Source organism: Paenibacillus sp. 01T47, from assembly GCF_056398245.1.
This window is the reverse complement of the sequence record NZ_JBFTPA010000010.1, coordinates 176,817-195,692: the sequence shown is the minus strand read 5'-3', so window position 1 is coordinate 195,692 and position 18,876 is coordinate 176,817. Positions and strand designations below refer to the sequence as shown.

At 46.4% G+C, this 18,876-nt stretch carries 16 protein-coding genes; 11 read left to right on the top strand and 5 right to left on the bottom strand.

Annotated features, from left to right (window positions below; translation table 11 throughout):
- Window position 1: 1 nt before the first annotated feature.
- Window positions 2-715 (bottom strand): polyphosphate polymerase domain-containing protein, encoded by a 714-nt coding sequence (locus AC1DOV_RS20475; RefSeq protein WP_477550917.1) that lies wholly within the window; start codon window positions 713-715, stop codon window positions 2-4.
- Between the two features lie 238 nt (window positions 716-953).
- Here AC1DOV_RS20475 and AC1DOV_RS20470 point away from each other — a divergent pair, with 238 nt between their 5' ends.
- Window positions 954-2,135 carry a purple acid phosphatase family protein gene (locus AC1DOV_RS20470; protein WP_477550916.1) on the top strand — a complete coding sequence of 394 codons (1,182 nt, stop codon included), beginning with the start codon at window positions 954-956 and terminating at the stop codon, window positions 2,133-2,135.
- 63 nt (window positions 2,136-2,198) lie between these two features.
- On the opposite strand, the gene AC1DOV_RS20465 is transcribed toward AC1DOV_RS20470, so the two are convergent.
- Complete coding sequence (locus AC1DOV_RS20465; RefSeq protein ID WP_477550935.1) at window positions 2,199-3,176, bottom strand: VanZ family protein; 978 nt, start codon at window positions 3,174-3,176, stop codon at window positions 2,199-2,201.
- A 226-nt stretch (window positions 3,177-3,402) separates the two neighbouring features.
- Here AC1DOV_RS20465 and AC1DOV_RS20460 point away from each other — a divergent pair, with 226 nt between their 5' ends.
- Entirely contained in the window at window positions 3,403-4,434 is a 1,032-nt protein-coding gene (locus AC1DOV_RS20460) for an ROK family transcriptional regulator (protein WP_477550934.1), read from the top strand.
- 68 nt (window positions 4,435-4,502) lie between these two features.
- Window positions 4,503-5,063, top strand: coding sequence for a maltose acetyltransferase domain-containing protein (locus AC1DOV_RS20455; protein ID WP_477550915.1), 561 nt, complete (start codon window positions 4,503-4,505; stop codon window positions 5,061-5,063).
- 51 nt (window positions 5,064-5,114) lie between these two features.
- Here the strand turns inward: AC1DOV_RS20455 and AC1DOV_RS20450 are convergent, their stop codons facing one another.
- Window positions 5,115-5,888 (bottom strand): copper amine oxidase N-terminal domain-containing protein, encoded by a 774-nt coding sequence (locus AC1DOV_RS20450; RefSeq protein WP_441876044.1) that lies wholly within the window; start codon window positions 5,886-5,888, stop codon window positions 5,115-5,117.
- Window positions 5,889-6,064: 176 nt separating this feature from the next.
- Between AC1DOV_RS20450 and AC1DOV_RS20445 the strand changes: the two genes are divergently transcribed.
- Window positions 6,065-7,255, top strand: a complete 1,191-nt coding sequence (locus AC1DOV_RS20445) for an acyl-CoA dehydrogenase family protein (protein ID WP_076269411.1) — start codon at window positions 6,065-6,067, stop codon at window positions 7,253-7,255.
- 80 nt (window positions 7,256-7,335) lie between these two features.
- On the opposite strand, the gene AC1DOV_RS20440 is transcribed toward AC1DOV_RS20445, so the two are convergent.
- Both AC1DOV_RS20440 and AC1DOV_RS20435 read right to left on the bottom strand, forming a co-directional pair.
- Complete coding sequence (locus AC1DOV_RS20440; protein ID WP_441876047.1) at window positions 7,336-8,877, bottom strand: sensor histidine kinase; 1,542 nt, start codon at window positions 8,875-8,877, stop codon at window positions 7,336-7,338.
- Window positions 8,874-9,560 (bottom strand): response regulator transcription factor, encoded by a 687-nt coding sequence (locus AC1DOV_RS20435; protein ID WP_441876050.1) that lies wholly within the window; start codon window positions 9,558-9,560, stop codon window positions 8,874-8,876. Before AC1DOV_RS20435 ends, AC1DOV_RS20440 begins: the two co-directional genes overlap by 4 nt.
- Before the next feature lie 301 nt (window positions 9,561-9,861).
- On the opposite strand from AC1DOV_RS20435, the gene AC1DOV_RS20430 reads away from it, so the two are divergent.
- From AC1DOV_RS20430 to AC1DOV_RS20400, 7 genes are all read left to right on the top strand, one after another.
- Complete coding sequence (locus tag AC1DOV_RS20430; protein ID WP_441876053.1) at window positions 9,862-11,517, top strand: urocanate hydratase; 1,656 nt, start codon at window positions 9,862-9,864, stop codon at window positions 11,515-11,517.
- Complete coding sequence (locus AC1DOV_RS20425; protein WP_477550914.1) at window positions 11,514-12,614, top strand: DUF917 domain-containing protein; 1,101 nt, start codon at window positions 11,514-11,516, stop codon at window positions 12,612-12,614. The genes AC1DOV_RS20430 and AC1DOV_RS20425 overlap by 4 nt, the downstream gene beginning before the upstream one ends.
- A 45-nt stretch (window positions 12,615-12,659) precedes the next feature.
- Window positions 12,660-14,219 carry an HAL/PAL/TAL family ammonia-lyase gene (locus AC1DOV_RS20420; protein ID WP_477550913.1) on the top strand — a complete coding sequence of 520 codons (1,560 nt, stop codon included), beginning with the start codon at window positions 12,660-12,662 and terminating at the stop codon, window positions 14,217-14,219.
- The gene (locus tag AC1DOV_RS20415) at window positions 14,209-15,579 is read left to right on the top strand and encodes a dihydroorotase (RefSeq protein ID WP_477550912.1); all 1,371 of its coding nucleotides are present in this window, start codon (window positions 14,209-14,211) and stop codon (window positions 15,577-15,579) included. The genes AC1DOV_RS20420 and AC1DOV_RS20415 overlap by 11 nt, the downstream gene beginning before the upstream one ends.
- 39 nt (window positions 15,580-15,618) lie before the next feature.
- Window positions 15,619-16,881: an allantoate amidohydrolase gene (locus tag AC1DOV_RS20410; RefSeq protein ID WP_477550911.1), complete on the top strand. Its 1,263-nt coding sequence runs from the start codon at window positions 15,619-15,621 to the stop codon at window positions 16,879-16,881.
- Window positions 16,874-18,124: an allantoate amidohydrolase gene (locus tag AC1DOV_RS20405; protein ID WP_477550910.1), complete on the top strand. Its 1,251-nt coding sequence runs from the start codon at window positions 16,874-16,876 to the stop codon at window positions 18,122-18,124. The genes AC1DOV_RS20410 and AC1DOV_RS20405 overlap by 8 nt, the downstream gene beginning before the upstream one ends.
- A 96-nt stretch (window positions 18,125-18,220) precedes the next feature.
- Complete coding sequence (locus AC1DOV_RS20400) at window positions 18,221-18,865, top strand: ABC transporter permease (protein ID WP_477509296.1); 645 nt, start codon at window positions 18,221-18,223, stop codon at window positions 18,863-18,865.
- Window positions 18,866-18,876 lie beyond the last annotated feature (11 nt).

Genomic DNA, 18,876 nt, shown 5'->3' with positions numbered 1-18,876 from the left:
TTTAATAATCCTCCCATGTGTTGAACTTCAAATGTTTTCGGCAGATGACATATTTTGATGCGGATTGCCGGTTTAGTCCTTCCAGCTGCAAAGCGATTCGGATAAAGGCTGGAATGTATTCGTCATATTTCACCTCAAGAATGATTAAATCATTGTCGAGTGCGCGTACGGGCTCCACCTTTTCATCAAAAATATTAACGGCATGAAGCCCGGTGCGCAGCTCCTTATCGAACGTAATGCGTACGTTGCCGTTAGCGTAAACATATGGCTCACGGACATAATCGACGATGACCTTCGGACGCAGCAAATGATGCTTCATTTCATTGTGAATTTCGTTCAAAAGTGGCTTGTCCGGCCCTCTAAGGACGTCGTATTCGCCATCCATAAGCTTGTCGTACATTTCCCTCGTTAGCGGTTCCTTCACCTTTGCGATGTAGTCCTTGAATTTAATTTTTTTCTCAAAATGAATGACATGGTCTTGGCCATTGTATATGCGGATACGATATTTGACCCGATCGCGAATGCCGCCAAGCTTCTCATGCAAAGCTTTGTTGTTTATATCATCAAAATATAAGCTTCTAATATGGTACTCGCCTGACGGACCGACATGTTTGTCTTGTTCCAACAGATCCTTTAGCCGCTGGCGAATAATAAAGTATTGATGATAGTTAATGAAAAATTTCAATTCATGGCGATAGTTTAGGTTTTTGTTCATCTCACACCTCATTTCATGTTCAGCGCCCCTCGCTGCTTACAAATGTTATTCTACGGGCCTTTACTTATTCTTAACTTAAGGCTGGCTGAAAGATTGCTGAATGCGCCGTGCAACAGCTTTTTGTTAAGATATAATTAAAATTAGATAGAGAAGAAGGAGTGTGACTAGGATAAAAATCCGAAAAGACATGATGATACTGCTCATATGCTGCGCCTTATTAGTTGTTGGAGCCATTGGCATGGAATGGTTAAAGGCCAATAAGTCGGTGAAGCCAGCCGCGATTGTGACTACGTTCAAGGGCGATCCAAAAACTAGCCGCGCCTTCACTTGGCATAGTACGAAAGCACACTCCGATTCAATTGTTCAGATCATTGAAGGAGCCGCCCCTAGCGATTGGGAAGAGGCTCTTGTAATGACCTTTAAGGGTACGTCATCATCGATTGACATAGGTGAGGATACTTTACGGGGTGTTCATAAAGGAGAAGCAACCGGCCTTAAGCCGGGAACCACATACACGTACCGAGTAGGCAGCGGAGAAAAAGAGGCATGGAGTAATGCTGCACAATTTAGGACGGAGGCTGAAGCAAGCGATGCTTTTACTTTCATAAACATAACGGATTCGCAAGGCGTGACGGAGCAGGATTTTGAGCTGTGGGGAAATACGCTGGATCAGGCGTTTAACGTTTTCCCATCCTCTGCCTTTATCGTTCATAATGGTGATCTGACAGAAGAGCCCACCGATGAGCAAGCCTGGACCGAGCTTTTCGCAAAAGCAGGCAAGTGGGTAATACAGGTTCCATTTATGCCAGTTACGGGGAACCATGATGAAGTGGATGGAGATGCCAAGCGATTTGTTTCTCATTTCAACTTACCTGCGAGTGGGGCGAAGGGATCGAATGCGGGAACGACATACTCGTTTGATTATGGTTCTGTTCATTTTGTTATTTTAAATTCGGAATCGAATATAAAGGAGCAAACAAGCTGGCTGAAAAAAGATTTGGAGAGCACGGATAAGCCATGGAAAATCGTTGCTCTGCATCAAGGGCCTTATGGAGGCAATACGAACAAGAAGGTGAAGGATTGGACAGCGCTATTTGACGAATTTGAGGTTGATTTGGTGCTGCAGGGTCATAATCATGAGTACTCCAGATCCTATCCGCTTCGTGATGGTCAAATCACAGGCGACGGTGATCAAGCGGTGCAAAACCGAGCGGGCACTGTATATGTGGTAACCAATACAGCAGGGCAAAAATTCAATGAGAAAAAGGAAGATAAGTTTTATCATAAGGTTCATTTTCAGAATGAGAAGCAAATGTTCGCAGGGATTACGGTAAACGGCGACAATTTAACTTATCAAGCCTATGACGTGGAAGGTGCAAAGCTGGATGAGTTTGTGCTTCAGCACGGAGCTGCAGATTGAAAAATGAAGTGACATTACAAAAAGCCGATTTCTTTGCAAGCTAAGAAATTCGGCTTTTTCCATTTAAAATAATGTTTTTAGTTTTTGTTTGATCCCATTTATTATTTTTTGTCCGGTATTTACTTTATGAAGTGCAATGTCCCACAGCAGGACATCTCGATCGGATGTATGATTAACAAATTTTATAGTAAGTTCCTTTGCTCCATTTAAGGGGATTTGAAAAAACTCGGAAGGAAGCTCTTCCTGTCCATCGAAACTCCATCCAAATGAATGGATTACGGTTCCGTCTGCGCTAAAAATGAGATCGATATTTCCATTGCCGGCACTTTGAGTTAAGGTTTTTGATATCGCGAGATTACCTGCTATCATGTGATATTTGCCGTCTAAAAGATAGGTAAACTCATTTGTTCGTGTATTGTTTCGGCTGTACATATTTAGTTTCGGCTCAACGTTCTCTTGGGCTGCGGGAAAGCTGGAGAGACTTTTATCCCAAAGAACAGTTCCAGCCTTTAATGGCAGTTTATCTAAAGCGATAACCTCGCTGCTTGCTTTATCTAGATAATTATTAATGCCTCCAATACTGCCGATGACACCAATCGCAAGTACAAATGCTGTTATTATTATTTTGCAGAAGCCTTTGAATGTATCACGCTCATGTCGAACAAACCTTTGTGCGCAGTAGCCTACTGCAGCACCTAACGTATTAATAATAATATCGTTGATATCAAAGGAGCCTAAACGGGAAAACATCTGCAGCGTCTCAAGTATGGTAATCGATACAATAAATAGCAGTATAAAACCCAGAAAACGATAACGAAACAGAAGCGGGATCATAATTCCAAAAGGTATAAATGCTACAAAGTTGCCGAACTCAAAAAGCGAAAATGAAAACTCTCTCTGCATAGGGAGGAATAAATGAATCTTCTCGGGTATTAGATTATATCGCAAGCCGCTGTCATGAATAGAAGCAGCTCTGTTGAATCCGACATATAAGAAATAGAAGATTAATATGGTATATAAAACCAACAGTAAAATAATCATTTTTCGCTGCTTTCCTTGATACATCAAAACATCCTTTCTTGTCTCTGTGCGGTAATTACCAGAACAATTGCTTTACGTGTTATTCTATAGAATAAACATGAAAACTTTTTTAAGCATCTCTTATTTTTTCCTGAAGATTACTTTTATCCAAGACGATATTCTGATATTATCGGTGTAACTTATTAAATAAATTTAATAAGTATTGCGCTTAGAGGTGGTGATCATCATAAATGAGCTATTTGCAACTCCAAAAGAATGGAAAAAAGTTATTTTACGCAGCATTCGAGCGGCTCTTCTGGAGCATGGGAGTGCGACGAAGGTTGAGCTAAGTCAAAAGCTAGGAGTAAGCTTCCCTACCATTAGTAAGTTTCTCACGCAAATGGAAAAGGACGGTGAACTCATTTTAGTTGGTCTCGACCATTCAAGTGGCGGTAGAAGAGCAAACAGATACGCATACAATCCCGAGTTCATGCTCGGTTTGGCTATATTTTTAGAGAAAACGGAAACAAATTATACCATTTTTAATTGTTTAGGTGAAGAGAAGGAACAAGGCAGTACTTCAAGTGTGCTAATGGATGATGCTTTGAGCTTATCTCATTTACTTGAAAGCATTATAGAAAAGCATCCCAAAATCAGCTCTGTAGCTATAGGTGTGCCGGGTTCAGTCAATAATGGCCGAATTATTTTCATCCCAAGCTATGAGCAGTTTCATGATTTTGATTTAAAAGGATATTTTGAGGAGCGTTTATCCATACCTGTCGTTGTAGAGAATGATATGAATGCGGCTGTCCTTGGGTACTACGACAACCGAAACAATAAAGACAAGGGTTCCTTGGTTTACTTGTATTTGGGTCAAAATGGTCCTGGTGCCGGCATTATGATAAATGGTGATGTCGTGCGAGGCAGTACGTTTTTCTCAGGAGAAATATCCTTCGTTCCTCAGTATGATGACCGAAATTTTGTACAAGCCCTAAATAACGAGGATGGAACAGAAACTGCATTGGTTCATGATGAGAAAAAGATTGATGCGATTAGTCGGTTGGTAGCCTCATTTACAGCTACAATAAACCCGCACACGATTATTTTTTCCAATGATGAAATAAATAAGCAAATAACCGACCAAATAACATTAAGAAGCGCAGCCTATATTCCTAAAGAACATTTGCCGGAGCTTACTGTGAGCGACTGGAAACAAGATTATTTGTATGGATTACAGAAACTTGCTTTAGGCCTCATGATTTCAGGAACAAGAAAATAAACGAATGTAGTGATCAGACAAACCGTATTTCTGCTTAAATTTGAAACAACAAACAGGAGTGGTACCAAATGAAGACAGAAAAAGAGAAAATGCTGAATGGTGAGCTTTATAATGCAGCCGATGCTGTGCTGGTTGCGGATAGAATGAACGCTCGCAGACTAACGAGGTTATTCAATCAAACCTTGGAGACAGAGGATAATAAAAGAACGGAGCTGCTTAAGGAATTGTTCGGGTCCACAGGCAAAACTCTATATGTCGAGCCCACTTTCCGTTGTGATTACGGCTACAACATTCATGTTGGAGAAAACTTTTATGCTAATTTTGATAGTGTACTATTGGACGTTTGCGACATTCGGATTGGCGACAATTGTTTTCTTGCACCAGGAGTACACATCTACACAGCAACTCACCCCTTGAATGCAAAGGAGAGAATATCTGGCGTTGAATACGGAAAACCGGTAACGATTGGCCATAATGTATGGATAGGCGGGAGAGCCGTTATAAACCCTGGCGTGAACATCGGCAATAATGTCGTTGTTGCTTCCGGTGCTGTCGTTACAAAGGATGTGCCAGATAGCGTAGTTGTAGGTGGAAATCCCGCCAAGATTATAAAGCAGATCGAAGAGTAATGGAACGCAATGAAATATTTTATTAAACAAAATCGTTGGTTTTATACTTGTTTAAGGTGCCGAGCTTGAGAAAATAATATCGTCGACCATCCATGTATTTTGAATTTGTTTAAGGATGATTTTTCGCTCGACAATCATACCTCCAGCATTTAAGGGGGATTCATATTGATTAATATATCCTTCCTTTCCTTCGGAATGACTGTATGCTGTACCTGTGAATGGAACGTTGAACTCTAGTCCATTTTGTTTGATGATTTTATTAATGAATGTCCCAGTAAAATTGGATTTAAAATGGGCTCTTATTTGTGAATAGGAAGATAGATTAGTCGCTTCGTTCGCTTTTTGGATCAGCGTATTAATATGTTCTTGCGGGATCGTAGACAAGTTAAAAGTAGACTCTGTAGTAATTCTAACTTGTTTGTCGCCTAAAGAAACGTCTGCTGATCTACGTTCGGCATCCCAACTAATGGTGCCGCCTAAGGTCTGTGAAATAAAGCGAATGGGGACGTATGTAACCCCTTTGGTTATTTGAGCAGGAACATCAATCGTGATTTCAGTACCATTCTGCATCACTTTATTTGAATTAATTTTGAGCATAACCTCGGTTTTTCCGTTAAGAATGGTTACCGTTTTGGACTGTTGGTTCCAATTAACCTCAGCCCCTAACCCTGCAGCAACATAGCGTACTGGAACTAAAGTGCGTCCCTGAACCACTTTTCCCTCTATTACGAATGGCTGATTTGCTGCTTCTGCATGAATGTGATTAACTGAAAATATACTGGCAGACAACATTAGCGCTAATAATGCAATAGTAGTTTTTTTCATCTGAAAGCCCTCCATATCATGTATATCGTAATAGACGTCTCTACAAAGGATTAGTTGCTTAGATAACCTAAGCAATTTAATCCTTTTTTCATTTTTATTTTGGCAGGATGGGTGTAAACTGAAAGGAAAGATTGCTATACAGATATGAAAGTGTGGATAGGAGGCTGGACAGCTTTATGCAGGTGAAAATCGAAAAGGATCGGTTCGTTCGCAATGAGCGCGAAGCGGAAATCGCGGCGACAGCGGATCAGCTGGCGAGCAAGTTTGCAGGAAGATCAGCTAAGCATGATAGGGAAGGCTCTTTTCCACATGACAACTTTGCCGATATGCGGGAGTGCGGTTATTTGAAGCTTACTGTGCCGAAGCAATATGGCGGGGATGAAGCGTCATTGTATGAATTTGTACTAGCGCAGGATCATTTGGCCCGCGGTGACGGTTCAACGGCGCTCGCCGCGGGCTGGCATCTGGGGCAGGTAATGCAAATGCGGATAAGCCGTCCATGGCCCGAAGCTTTATACGCCAGCTTTTGCAAGGAGGTTGTAAGCAAAGGCGCCACAATAAATCATTATGCAAGCGAGCGAGCAACTGGAAGCCCAAGCAGAGGCGGCAAGCCGGAAACTACAGCGATAAGAACGGCTGGAGGTTTCCTTATTAACGGGCGCAAGACCTATAGCACGCTTAGTCCTGATGTGTCTTATTTCACCATATCTGCATGGATGGAAGAAGAAAATCGTGCAAGCGAGTTTTTAATTCCAATGGGTGCAGGCATAAGTATTGAAGAAACATGGGATACACTCGGCATGCGGGCAACAGGGAGCCATGACCTCCTGTTGAATCAAGTATTCGTGCCAGACAGCGGTACGCTTGAAGGCGCAGAAATTAATCGTAAAGGCGGGACGGCCTTCGATGGCGGAACGCTGCTTCATATTCCTGCCTGTTATATCGGCATTGCACATGCGGCACGTGATTTTGCAATTCACTTTGCCCAAAACTATCGGCCTAACAGTTTGCCAGGCCCGATATCCGAACTGCCAACGATCCAGCGGCAAATTGGCGAAATGGAAGCGGAGCTAATAACGGCTCGCACCTTACTCTACAGCATCGCCGATCGCTGGGACCGGGAACCGGAGGGACGGAGCGGATTAAAGCCAGAGCTGGGCCTCGCTAAATATGTGGCGACCAATTCAGCCGTTCGTATCGTTGATCTTGCCATGAGAATAGTGGGGGGAAGCAGCTTGTCTCGCACGCTTCCGCTGGAGCGGATGTACCGCGATGTTCGCGCAGGCTTGCATAATCCGCCGATGGATGACATTACTTTAAACGGATTAGCTCAGCGGGCATTAGCAGAGATGCAGTCTGCGGAATAAATAATAAATCATGAAGAAGAGGCAGTCTCAAAAAGTAGAAAATCTACTTTTGAGACTGCCTCTTCCTGTTTTTTTCTAAATTAATCTTGCATATCAACCGGCTGGAGCGGGGTGGTTGGGAGCAAAATGCGGAAGGTTGTTCCTGCTCCGGGCAAGCTGTCTACTGTAATTGTACCTCTATGAGCATCTACAATCGATTTCGTAATGGCAAGCCCGAGACCTGCGCCGCCTTTCTTTCGCGTTCTGGATGATTCGTTTCGATAAAAGCGCTCAAACAAATGAGGCAGATGCACGGCCTCAATCCCTGTTCCATTGTCGGCAACGCGTATTTCAGCTTGATTATTGTACGAAGCAAGCGTGATGCTGATCACGCCTGTCTCCGAATCGGTATGCTGCACCGCGTTGAAAAATAAATTGAGCACCACCTGTTTCAGCTTATCCGCATGGAACTGACCGCTCACATGAGGAGTGAGAAGCAGCTCTACTGTGCGATTGCCAGCAATCAATTGTAACTGCGGCTCCATCTCGAGCAGAAGCGCATCCAGCTTTGTTTCGGCCAGCTGCAGCTGCGGGTCTTGATCAAGCTTCGCCAGCACGAGTAAATCCTCGACCAGCTTGTTGATACGATTGGATTCAAGAAACATGCTGTTAAGCGCGCGCGCGAGTTGCTCCGGATTCGAGGCCGCCCCGCGCAGCAGCACTTCTAGAAATCCGTGAATCGAAGTAAGCGGCGTACGCAGCTCATGGGAGGCGTCCGCTACGAAACGCCGCATTTTTTCAGTTGTTTTCCGTTCCGCCTCGAAGGAATGATCGAGGCGCTCAAGCATGCCATTAAACGCATCGGATAAACGATCGATTTCCTCTTGTCCTTGGCTGGCGGGAATTCGTTTCGTTAAGCTGCCTGCATCGGTTTGCTGCGCTGCCACAACGACGCGAGATAAAGGACGAAGCGTACGCCGAAGCAGCGGCAAATAAAGCGCGAGCCCTGCTGCAAGTGCAAGGACAGATAAGCCAGCGAATATGGCAAGCTGTGTCATGAGCAGCTGCTTCAGTGAATCGGTTTCGGCGCTCACTTGAATGAGGCCTTCGGCTCTGCCTGGCGGTCCAGCCATACGGAAGACGACTAGCTGCTCGATGCCTTCGGCATTGTTCAAGATTTTATAACCAATTTGCTTATGCGCTTTAAGCTGATCTCTAATTTGCTCATATTCGTCCGTTGATAGAAGCGGGGCGTTAAGGTTATTATCCTTCGATACGTCAGCGGTGACACCGTTTGGATCAATCAGGACGATAGACAAGCCCGGTTGATAGAACATGGGCGAGTCGCGTCGATCACGCTGCGGCCGTTCAGCCGGATTAGCGGGATCACCCTGATTGCTCGTTTCAGGGCGGTTATTCGTATCCTTCCCATCCATAAACCAATCCATGGGCATCGACATGATTTGAGCATTTAAGGCATCGGCTTTATTTTGAAAAATAAAGTCCTTCATAATGAAATATTGAAGCACGCCAATTAATAGAAACAAAGCCGCTAGTATAAGCAGCGACCGATATAATAACTGATATTTTAGTGAACGTGGAGCAAAGAAACGAGTGACGTCTGACCTTTTAATACGCGTCATGGCAGATCCATCCGATAGCCGGCCCCGCGGAGTGTTCGAATGAGGCGATGCTCCTTGTCGTCCAATTTGTCGCGAAGCGAGCGGATATACACCTCGACAATATTTTCTTCTCCACCGAATTGATATCCCCATACCTTATCTAAAATGAGCGATTTACTAAGCACGACACCATGATTTAGAATGATAAACCTTAGCAGCTCATATTCGGTAGGAGACAGCTCAAGAACCTGTTCCATATAAATGAGTTCTTTGCGGCGGTCATCGAGCCGGAACGGTCCATACACAGCTTCACCAAGCAAATTAGGAAACTGATTCCGCAGTCTTGCACCTATGCGGGCAAGCAGCTCGCTGAAGCTGAAGGGCTTCACCAAATAGTCGTCAGCTCCAAGGGTTAAGCCTTTGACACGATCCTCAATCTCATCTTTTGCTGTCAGCATAATAATAGCGATATTATCGCCGGTAGCCCTTAATGCCTCGCATACTTCGAATCCATTCAGCCCGGGCATCATCACATCGAGGATGACGACATGGGGCTGAAAGGTACTCGCTTCCTGCAAAGCGGATTCCCCGTCATAGGCGAATCGAATATCAAATCCTTCGTTGATGAGCCCGAGCTCCAGAAATTGCACGATAGTTGGTTCATCATCTACAAGCAATATTTTAATCCCTTTGAAGGACACCATTTCAAATTCCCCTTTCGCAGCTTACCCCTCTATTATCTGTCTTTTTAGAAAAAGATGCATCTGTTTACTCGTTCTTTCAGCAAACTTTCAGCCACATACGAAACCGATTGATGGGTTTAGTTTACAGGTTCTATTTTGCAAAAAATGAGGTAACCTTTATATTTATAAAGCATCTTATTCCTAGTGCGTTACTTAAACTGACGTAAACTTGTTTTTTTGTATTGACTAGAGAGGAAACGTTTGTTAATTTATTGATTAATAGAAACTAATTATTGAATAATGATAATAAGGAGAATCGGATATGGATCGAATTGTAGCTGCCAGAGGCGTTGAACTGCGTTGCAAAGGCTGGAGGCAGGAGGCGCTGCTGCGAATGCTTGAGAATGTTCTTGAAAATGGCGAAAACCAACAAGAGCTTACTGTCTATGCTGCCCTCGCGAAAGCAGCGCGTAATTGGGACTCCTATCATGCAATTGTCAGTACGCTCAAATCATTAGAGGAAGATGAGACGCTGGTCATTCAATCAGGCAAGCCTATCGGCATTATGAGAACGCATAAGTACGCTCCAATTGTTGTAATGGCGAATTGCAACATTGTTGGCAAATGGGCAACGAGCGACAATTTCTATAAATATCAAGAGCAGGGATTAATCGTTTGGGGCGGTTTGACCGCGGCAGCTTGGCAATATATCGGTTCACAAGGAGTCATCCAAGGAACCTATGAGATTTTTCAATCGATAGCTAGAATGCATTACGACGGCAATCTGGCTGGGAAGTTTATTTTGACAGCCGGTCTCGGAGGAATGGGCGGCGCACAGCCGCTTGCAGGAACGATGGCGGGTGCCGTTATTTTATGCGTAGAAGTGTCTGAGGCTAGAATCGACAAACGTATCGAGGTCGGCTATTTGCAGAAAAAAACGGCAAGCTTGGATGAGGCTTTGGAATGGATTCAAGCAGCTTGTGCGAATAAGGAGAGTTTGTCAGTCGGTCTTCTTGGCAACGCAGCCGATATTTATCCTGAGCTGATTCGCAGAGGCATTCAGCCTGACGTTGTCACCGATCAGACGTCGGCGCATGATCTCATGTACGGTTATATCCCTTCAGGCTACAGTTTAGATAAGGTAGCTGAGCTGCGCAGAACAAAACCGGATCAGCTTCAAGCGGATGCAAGAGCTTCAATCGCATTAGAAGTTGAGGCGATGCTGGAGTTTCAGCGCAGAGGTGCAGTCGTTTTTGACAATGGCAACAATATTCGTTCGCAGGCTGTACAAAATGGAGTTACAAATGCTTTTGATATTCCTGTGTTTACCGAAGCGTTTCTAAGACCGCTGTTTTCTCGTGCGATTGGGCCGTTCCGCTGGGTCGCTTTGAGCGGTGAGGTTAGTGATATTCGCAAGATTGATCAATATATATTGGAGCATTTCAGCGATAACGAGGTTGTAGTCAACTGGATTCGCTTAGCGAATCAGTATGTTCCGGTCGAGGGCTTGCCTGCGCGCATTGGCTGGTTCGGTCATGGCGATCGGACGAAGCTGGCACTAGCGGTGAACGCCATGGTTCAAGCTGGCGAGCTGAGCGGTCCCATTGCCTTCTCGCGTGATCACCTCGATGCGGGAGCGATGGCTCACCCGAATATTATGACGGAGAACATGAAGGATGGCAGCGATGCAATATCGGATTGGCCGCTGCTTAATGCAATGATTAACTGTTCATCGATGGCTGATCTTGTAGCGATACACTCTGGCGGCGGTGGCTACAGCGGATATATGACAAGCGCGGGTGTCACGCTCGTTGCAGATGGCACATCCGATGCAGAGCTTCGATTAAAAACGACGCTAGACAATGACACAGGCCTTGGCGTCCTACGATATGCTGACGCTGGTTATGAGGAAGCGCTGGATGAAGTAAGCAAAAAGGGAATACGTCGAATTGATACGAATCGGAAGGAGAATGCATGATGCGTGAATTAACGATAGAGGATGTAAAAGCAGCAGTAAGAGGAGGGGCAGTATTCGCATCCGGAGGCGGGGGCTGGGTTGATCATGGTCTTGAGATTGGCGGAGCAGCAGTAGGCATTGCTAGACCAAAGCTGGTTTCGGTTGATGAGCTGCCTGATGATGCCATTATTGTGACAGCGACGGCGATCGGCGCACCAGCAGGCAATGACTGGGAAATGTGGGGCATTGATTATATTAAGGCTGTTCAACTGCTGATGGACAACTATGACGGCAAGGTTGTGGGGGTTATGACACCGCAAAACGGCATGTCGAGCACCATTAATGGCTGGCTTCCAGCTGCGGCGCTCGGTCTGGTTGTCGTTGATGCGACTGGTGATATTCGTGCGCATCCAACAGGCAAGATGGGTTCGATGGGCCTTGCTTCCCGCACCGATTATGAAACGATTCAGGTCGTTGTTGGCGGACGCAGAGATACGGGTTCTTATTTGGAGCTCGTTGTAAAAGGCACGCCAGCTAAGACATCGAACATTTTGCGGACAGCAGCAGACATGTCGGGAGGATTTATCGCTTCTGCTCGCCATCCGATTCAAGCATCTTATGTGAAGGAGCATGCAGCGATTGGCGGCATTTCGTTAGCGCTTGATCTAGGTTATGCGATGATCGAGGCTGAGCCGAATGGCGCGGAAGCGATTATGGAAACGGTTTGCAGCAAAACAAATGGACAGATCATCGGTCGCGGTGTCGTATTGAAAAAGGACGTTCATTATTCAGGCGCTTTCGATATTGGCACCATTACAATGGCGGATGGATCAGGAGGTCAACTGACGATGCATGTCATGAATGAATATATGGCTGTGGATGATGCAGACGGCAAGCGACTTACAACTTATCCGGATGTCATTACGACCTTTGAAGCAGCAACAGGTTTGCCGATCAGCGTAGGCGGCGTGAAGGAAGGCATGGAGATCGCATTGTTTGCAATCGATAAGCAATTTGTGCCTTTAAGCTCCAGCGTGAAAGACCCGACCGTATATCCAGAAGTGGAAAAAGCGCTTGGCATACCGCTTGCTGAATATGGCTTGAAGGGTATCGTCTAGCACGATCATTCTAATTTATCGATATCTACTAAGAAGGTGCCTGTTATGAATGAAGTTATAGATGGTATCGGTTTGGATGATACGAAGTCGTCCGAACGAGTGGTTACGCTTGATGGCAATGCGCTCACGATTCGCGAGCTTGAGCAAATTGCATTGGAAAGTTATCGCGTGGAGTGCTCACAGCATGCATTAAAGCGAGTAGAGGAGGCTCATGTTCTCATTCATGAGCTTGCCGCCGAAGGCATTCCGATCTATGGGCTAAACCGCGGCGTAGGTCTTAATAAAGATCGAACCATTACAACGGAGATGTATGAACAGTTTAACCGCAATCTTATTTATTCCCATTCGGCGGCTATTGCGCCTGCTGCTTCTGAGCAGCAGGTGCGGGCCGTGCTCGTTGCCAGGCTGAATTCATTGCTTATTGGTTGTACAGGTGTGCAGCCTGCGGTCGTACTCATGTATCAGGATTTGCTTAATGCAGCTATCCATCCGATCATTCCGCTTCGAGGATCTGTTGGCGCAGGCGACATCTCGGTTTTGTCTCATATCGGCTTAACGATGATGGGAGAAGGAAATGTGAATTACAAAGGCCAGATGATGAGCGCGGAAACGGCTTTTCAAGCTGCGGGGATTACTCCTGTGAAGCTGGGGCCAAAGGATGCACTGGCAATTGTAAGCTCCAATGCGCTGTCCGCGGGCACTGGTGCACTGGCAGCAGCAGCGGCTTTAAAGCTGCTCGGTACGGCAGATGCTATTTTTGCATTGTCGCTTGAAGCGCTTAGGGGATGCATGAATCCGCTTGATCCGGCGTTATTTGAGGTAAGGCCATTCGAGGGAGCTGCAGCAAGCGCGGCAAATGTGAGAAGTTATTTGCAAGGCGGAACGCTACAGCAGTCAAGTAAAAACGATAAAATTCAAGATCCGCTCAGCTTTCGCAGTGCTTGCCATGTACATGGCGCAGCTCGTGATGCGCTTGCTTATGCGACAAGGCTGCTGCTCATTCAATTAAACGGTTCTGATGATAATCCTTGTGTATTAATAGATGAAAGAAGAGTAGTGCCCTCCTCAAACTTTGACGTAACCTCATGGACCGTGGCGTTTGAGATGGTTGCGATAGCGCTAAGTCATGTATCCAAAATAAGCTGCTACAGATCACTTAAGCTCGGAACGCCATCCTTTACCGGTCTGGAGAGGTTTCTAGCACCAAATCCAGAGTCTATCGCTTTCGGAACGCTTCAAAAAACATACACCTCCCTTGATGCGGAAATCCGCTTGCTCTCTAATCCGGTATCTGCTGATTATTTATCGCTGGCAGGCGACATGGAGGATCATGCAAACAATACACCGCTCGTCATTCGTAAGCTCGAAGACATCATCGATCGCTTAACCTACATTATAGGGATGGAAGCGCTGCATGCAGCCCAAGCCATTGATTTACGCAGTATACAATCTGAATTAGGCAGAGGCTCGGCCGCTGTTTATTCGCAAATTCGCAGTGCAGTGCCTATGTTGACGGAAGATCGTCCGCTAACCCCAGATATTTCTGCTATGTATGAGCTTATTCGCAGTGGCATTCAATTGGAAGGAGGAGCAAATGGTGAATAACAGCTATGATCTCGTCATTTATGGAAATCTCGTACTTCCAGGGGGCGTCGCATACCATTCCGCAGTTGGAATCAAGGACGGTAAAATTGTTCGTATTGGTGATAGAGACGACACGGACATGGCTGCCGCAACAGAAAAGATTAATGCCGAAGGCAGCTATGTGCTGCCTGGTGCAGTCGACGCTCATGTCCATTGTTACAGCTCGCTTGACGAAGGGTTTTACACAGCGAGTGCAGCTGCAGCTGCCGGAGGCGTAACGACGATTATTGAAATGCCTTATGATGCGACGGGGATGATCTGTACGCTTCCTGCTTTCGAGGGAAAAAAACAACAGCTAGAACAGCAATCCATCGTTGATATGGCGATGCTTGTTACGATTCATAAGCAAGACGGTTATGACCATATCCGCCAGCTTGCCGAGGCCGGTGCATGCGGCTTTAAAGTATCGATGTTTAATACGGATTCCTTCCGCTTTCCGCGAATAGATGACGGACAATTGCTTGATTCGTTTGCGGTCATTGCTGAAACAGGTTGTCCGGTTGGCGTGCATGCAGAAAACGATGAGATCGTCCGCAGATATATTGATAAATATCGCTCCCAAGGTGCAGATCCACGTTCGCATGGCTGGAGCAGACCGAAAGTAAGTGAATCAGCAGCAGCGCTGACCGCTATGGAGCTTGCTTATGAGACAGGAGTCAAACTGCATTTATATCATTGTACGTATCCGCGTATTTTTCAGCTGGTGGACTATTTCCGTTCTATTGGAGCGAAAGTCACTGCGGAAACCTGTACCCACTATTTGACGCTTAGTGAAGAAGATATGCCGCGTTTGCAGGCGAAGGGTAAAATCAATCCACCGCTTCGCACGAAGCAGGATAAAGAGGATTTATGGGACTTATTGAAAACCGGATCGATCGATATGATTACTTCCGATCATGCTCCGTGGCTAATTGGGCGTAAATCAGACGCGGATATTTTTAATAATGCTTCAGGTGCTCCCGGAGTAGAGCATTTGCTTCCGATTATTTACAGCGAGGGAGTGGCGAAAGGAAAATTAGCGCTTACCGACATGGTCAGGCTGATCAGTCAAAGGCCTGCTGACGTATTTGGGCTTGGTCATCGCAAAGGCAGATTAACTGAAGGTTACGATGCCGATATCGCGATTATCGATCCTGCTGCAGCTTGGACGCTAGATGAGCGTGAGCTTCAATCGAGTGCTGGCTGGAGTGCTTATAACGGCATGAGTATGCAAGGAAAAGTGACGCACACGTTCGTAAGGGGAACGCTTGTGTATGTAGCGGGAGCTGTTACCGGCAAGGCGAGTCATGGCGAATTTATTAAAGCAGAGCATCTTGCTTAATCATTTTGCGAGAGAGGAATGAATGGGATGGGTAGCAAAATGGATAGACTGGTGCCAAGTGTATCTCGAATGATGTCTGATATTGAACATCTATCAATATTTGTTGATCCAACTAAACCCGGCTGGACGCGTCGTCCATTTACGAAGCAATATGCTGACGGCAGGCGCTGGCTGACCGAGAAAATGGAGGAAGCGGGCCTGTCTGTTTCGCTGGATGCAGCTTCAAATTTAATAGGCAGCTTGCCTGGCAACGATCCGGATTTAGCGCCTATCATGATTGGCTCGCATACAGATACCGTTACTGGCGGCGGGCGGTTCGATGGAATCATAGGAGTGCTAGCCGGCATAGAAATTGCCCGTTTGCTTCAACAAACAGGAACGAAGCTTCGGCATCCGCTGCAAATTGTCGATTTCACGGCAGAGGAGCCGAGTGAGTTTGGCATCTCCACGATTGGGAGCAGAGGGATGGTTGGCAAATTGCCTGAAGCGATGCTGGAGCTTCGCGATGATACTGGGCTGAAGCTTAGCGATGCGATTAATCAACAAGGGGGAAATGTCGAACGGCTGATGAGTGAGGCGAGGCAGCTGGGTGATGTAGCGCTCTACCTTGAGCTTCATATCGAGCAAGGTCCGGTGCTGGAGCAATCAGGCCATCAACTTGGAGCGGTGCTCGGTATCGTAGGTATTCATCGCTATCGTGTCACGCTCAAAGGTGCGCCAAATCATGCAGGGACGACGCCGATGACGCTTCGGAACGATGCGCTGGCAGGCTTTTGCGAGATTGGTTTAGCATTTGAACGTCACTGCAACGATCATGCGAGCGTAGCCGTAGGCACGATCGGCAAAGTGACGAATGAGCCGAATGCATCTAATGTCGTGCCCGGCCTCGTTCGGTTTGAGCTTGAAATCCGCTCACTTGATCGTACGGTGGCTGACGCGGTGTACGCCGCTTTTGCAGCGGAGACGATCCAGATTGCTGCAAGGCGAGGCCTTCGTTTGTCGCTTGAGCTGCTGTCGAAGTCAGATTCCGTCATTGTCAAAAAGTCTGTGCTGGGTGGAGTGCTTGCAGCCTGTGCTTCTGTTGCTCCAGCTATTCACCTCGCAAGCGGGGCGGGGCATGATGCGAACCAGCTTGCGCGTATTGCGCCAATTGGCATGATCTTTGTTCCTAGCAAGGATGGCAGAAGCCATTGTCCCGAGGAATGGACCGATGAGGATGATATTGCTTCGGGAACGCAGGCTCTAGCCGCCGCATTGCTTTATTTTGATAAGGAGGATTTAAGCGGGTGGCAAGATGGCTAAGGCTCAGCATGTGCAGGTCAACGGTAAACGGTTATGGGATTCAATACAAGCTTTAGGTTTAATCGGCGCAGATCCAAACGGCGGTGTAACACGTCTATCGCTCAGCAATGAGGAATTTATAGCGAGGCAATTTATTATCAGTGAAATGAAAGCAGCGGGACTAGAAGTCAGGCAGGATGAAGCGGGCAATCTAATTGGGCGATTGGAGGGGGAGGAGCCGCGGACAGGAGCTGTAGTGACGGGCTCTCATATCGATACGGTCATTCAAGCAGGCCAATTCGATGGAGCGCTTGGTGTACTTGGCGGTATTGAGGTTTTGCGAACGATCAAGGAGCAGTCAATCAGGCATGATAGACCTTTCGAGGTTATTTGCTTTACGGACGAAGAGGGCGTACGCTTTGGAGCCGGCTATTTGGGAAGCCGTGCGATGGCAAATACTTGGGATGAAAAGTGGCTGGATCTTACGGATTCTTCCGGCATGTCGCTTCGCGAAGCGATGGAGCATGGCGGCTTGAACCCTGATCAAGCCGCTCTTGCAAGTCGCAGATCAGAAGCCATTCATGCCTATGTTGAGCTTCATATTGAGCAAGGACGAGTTCTGGAAGAGCTGAATAAAGCGGTTGGCATTGCAACAGCGATTTATGGACATCGCTGGTTCGAAGTGACCATTCATGGACGAGCGGACCATGCGGGAACAACGCCCATGAAGTTAAGACAGGACCCTTTGCCTGCCGCAGCAGAAGTTGTGCTTGCTGTGGAACAAATCGCAGTGAAGTATGGGGGCGTCGTAACAACAGGGACGTTTAAGCTTGCGCCAGCCGCAATTAACGTAATTCCGGGTGAAGCGGTGTTTACACTCGATGTGCGGCATGAATCCTTGGAGTCGCTCAATAAGCTGGAGGTTGCGATAAAAAGCGAGTTGTCACGCCTTACTGCAGCAAGAGGGCTGAGTTACGCTATCCGGATATTAGATGCTGCTGTGCCTGTTCAAACGTCGGAGTATATTACAAAAGTGATTGCAGATAGCTGTGAGGATGCAGGTTTGCCTGCGGAGTATATGATTTGCGGCGCAGGCCATGATGCGGTGGTCATGAGTGAATTAACGGAAATGGGGCTCATCTTGGTGCGCTCAAAGGACGGAATCAGTCATCATCCGCTTGAATGGAGCAGCCGTGAGGACTGTGAAACAGGAGCAAATGTACTGCTGCAAACCCTTATTCAGCTAGGAAAGGATATAAATTAATAATTCCGATTGACATAATGGGGTATAAAGTTTAATAATAGTGGTAACAAGTTATTGATTAGTGATAATACTTAGGGGAAGGAGGATGACAAACGGGTGAATGTGTTCCTCGAAGCTTATGAATATGTGAATGCTAACAGCGACAGATTTTTGGAAGCGGTCAAGGTGCATTTAAGCATAAGTTTCTACGCGCTCCTTATTGCTTTCGTCGTATGTGTGCCGCTCGGCATATTATGTGCCAAGAAAGAGTGGCTGACCGGTCCGATTATGGGGCTGTTCAACTCCTTGCGAGTCATCCCAAGCCTTGCGGTTTTAGTCATTATTTTACCGATCATGGGAACTGGCTTTGCACCGGCATTAGTTGCATTAACGCTGCTTGCTTGTCCGCCTATTCTCATTAATACATACATGGGCTTTAGAGGTATTGAGCCAGCGATTATTGAAGCTGCTTCAGGCCTCGGTATGGGAGAGAAAATGATTATGCGGAAAATCGAGCTGCCGTTAGCTGCTCCGCTGTTGCTGTCAGGACTAAAAACAGCCGCTGTAGAAGTTATCGCCAGTGCAACATTGGCCGCATTCATCGGAGGAGGCGGGCTGGGAACGTTTATTATCAACGGTCTTGGCATGTACAAATTCTCATTGCTGCTTGTCGGGGCCCTGCCGGTAGCGCTGCTAGCTATTTTATCGGAGATCGGATTTGCTGGAATTGAAAGAGCAGTAACCAAATATCAGCGTGTATAATGAAAGGGGAA

Bases quoted from the DNA above. Each gene is read 5' to 3' on its own strand.
- AC1DOV_RS20475 (WP_477550917.1), bottom strand. From the start codon at position 715: ATGAACAAAAACCTAAACTATCGCCATGAATTGAAATTTTTCATTAAC.
- AC1DOV_RS20470 (WP_477550916.1), top strand. From the start codon at position 954: ATGGAATGGTTAAAGGCCAATAAGTCGGTGAAGCCAGCCGCGATTGTG.
- AC1DOV_RS20465 (WP_477550935.1), bottom strand. From the start codon at position 3,176: ATGATTATTTTACTGTTGGTTTTATATACCATATTAATCTTCTATTTC.
- AC1DOV_RS20455 (WP_477550915.1), top strand. From the start codon at position 4,503: ATGAAGACAGAAAAAGAGAAAATGCTGAATGGTGAGCTTTATAATGCA.
- AC1DOV_RS20450 (WP_441876044.1), bottom strand. From the start codon at position 5,888: ATGAAAAAAACTACTATTGCATTATTAGCGCTAATGTTGTCTGCCAGT.
- AC1DOV_RS20445 (WP_076269411.1), top strand. From the start codon at position 6,065: ATGCAGGTGAAAATCGAAAAGGATCGGTTCGTTCGCAATGAGCGCGAA.
- AC1DOV_RS20440 (WP_441876047.1), bottom strand. From the start codon at position 8,877: ATGACGCGTATTAAAAGGTCAGACGTCACTCGTTTCTTTGCTCCACGT.
- AC1DOV_RS20435 (WP_441876050.1), bottom strand. From the start codon at position 9,560: ATGGTGTCCTTCAAAGGGATTAAAATATTGCTTGTAGATGATGAACCA.
- AC1DOV_RS20430 (WP_441876053.1), top strand. From the start codon at position 9,862: ATGGATCGAATTGTAGCTGCCAGAGGCGTTGAACTGCGTTGCAAAGGC.
- AC1DOV_RS20425 (WP_477550914.1), top strand. From the start codon at position 11,514: ATGATGCGTGAATTAACGATAGAGGATGTAAAAGCAGCAGTAAGAGGA.
- AC1DOV_RS20420 (WP_477550913.1), top strand. From the start codon at position 12,660: ATGAATGAAGTTATAGATGGTATCGGTTTGGATGATACGAAGTCGTCC.
- AC1DOV_RS20415 (WP_477550912.1), top strand. From the start codon at position 14,209: ATGGTGAATAACAGCTATGATCTCGTCATTTATGGAAATCTCGTACTT.
- AC1DOV_RS20410 (WP_477550911.1), top strand. From the start codon at position 15,619: ATGGATAGACTGGTGCCAAGTGTATCTCGAATGATGTCTGATATTGAA.
- AC1DOV_RS20405 (WP_477550910.1), top strand. From the start codon at position 16,874: ATGGCTAAGGCTCAGCATGTGCAGGTCAACGGTAAACGGTTATGGGAT.